This is a genomic window from Gordonia sp. 852002-50816_SCH5313054-c (genome assembly GCF_001665925.1).
Taxonomy (GTDB): Bacteria; Actinomycetota; Actinomycetes; order Mycobacteriales; family Mycobacteriaceae; genus Gordonia; species Gordonia jacobaea.
The window spans coordinates 1-948 of the sequence record NZ_LZTE01000071.1 but is presented as its reverse complement, the minus strand read 5'-3'; the positions used below and the strand labels follow the sequence as shown (position 1 = coordinate 948).

Sequence of the window (948 nt, the reverse complement as noted above, 5' to 3'; positions counted from 1 at the left end):
TTGAGACCCTCTATCGCTGTGCAGAACGCAGCCGGCCACGTCCCCTCGCCTGGCGACAGCGCTGTTCAGGGCGGCCACGGCCAGGCGGGACTTCATTCTCGAGTCGATCGAGTACCCGACGATCCGGCCCGAGTAGACGTCCTTGATCGCGCACAGGTACAGCTTGCCCTCGGCCGTCCAGTGCTCGGTGATGTCGGTCAGCCACAGCTCGTTGGGGCCGGGCGCGGTGAAGTCTCTCTTGACGAGATCGTCGTGTACAGGCGGGCCGGCCTTGCGGTGCTTGCCGCGGCCTCTCTTGCTGATGGTGCTGGTCCAGCCGCCGGCGGAGCAGATCCGCCACGCCGTCCGCCGGCACATCTTCTCGCCTGCGGCTTCGGCCTCGTCGGCGAGGTAGCGGTAGCCGAACTCCGGGTCTTCGCGGTGGGCGTCGAACAGGGCGTTGGCCCGGTACGCCTCGGCGAGCTCGGCGTCGGTGATCGGGTTCTTGCGCCACCGGTAGTAGGGCTGGCGAGCGATCTTGAGTACCCGACACGCCACCGCGACGGGGATGCCGTCAGCGGCCAGCTCACTCACGAGCGGGTACCACCTTTTCCCGGCAGATTCGCTTGGGACAGGTACGCCGCCGCCCGGCGTAAGACCTCGTTCTCCTGTTCAAGCAGGCGCACACGCCGCTTGGCCTCGCGCAGCTCACGCGATTCGGCCGACGTGGTGCCGGGCTTGATCCCGGCCTCCACGTCGGCCTTGCGGATCCACTTGTTCAGGGTCATCGGGTGGATACCGAAGTCGGCAGCGATCTGTTCGAGAGTCACACCGTCTTCACGGTTCTGGGCGACGCGGACAACGTCGTCGCGGAACTCCTGGGGATAGGGCTTGGGCACAGCTGGCATCCTTCCAGGCCGCCCGGCAGGGCAAGCCAGATCAGATGTCACCTACTCGTGCACCAGCCCC

Annotated in this window: 2 protein-coding genes; both read right to left on the bottom strand. The window is 66.9% G+C overall.

From position 1 onward, the window contains the following. Positions 1-573 (bottom strand): IS3 family transposase (locus tag A5788_RS24625; protein ID WP_064870193.1); only part of this gene is annotated, 573 nt, incomplete at its 3' end. Then, positions 570-878, bottom strand: coding sequence for a transposase (locus A5788_RS24620; protein ID WP_005180812.1), 309 nt, complete (start codon positions 876-878; stop codon positions 570-572). The genes A5788_RS24620 and A5788_RS24625, both read right to left, overlap by 4 nt. Positions 879-948: the final 70 nt, after the last annotated feature.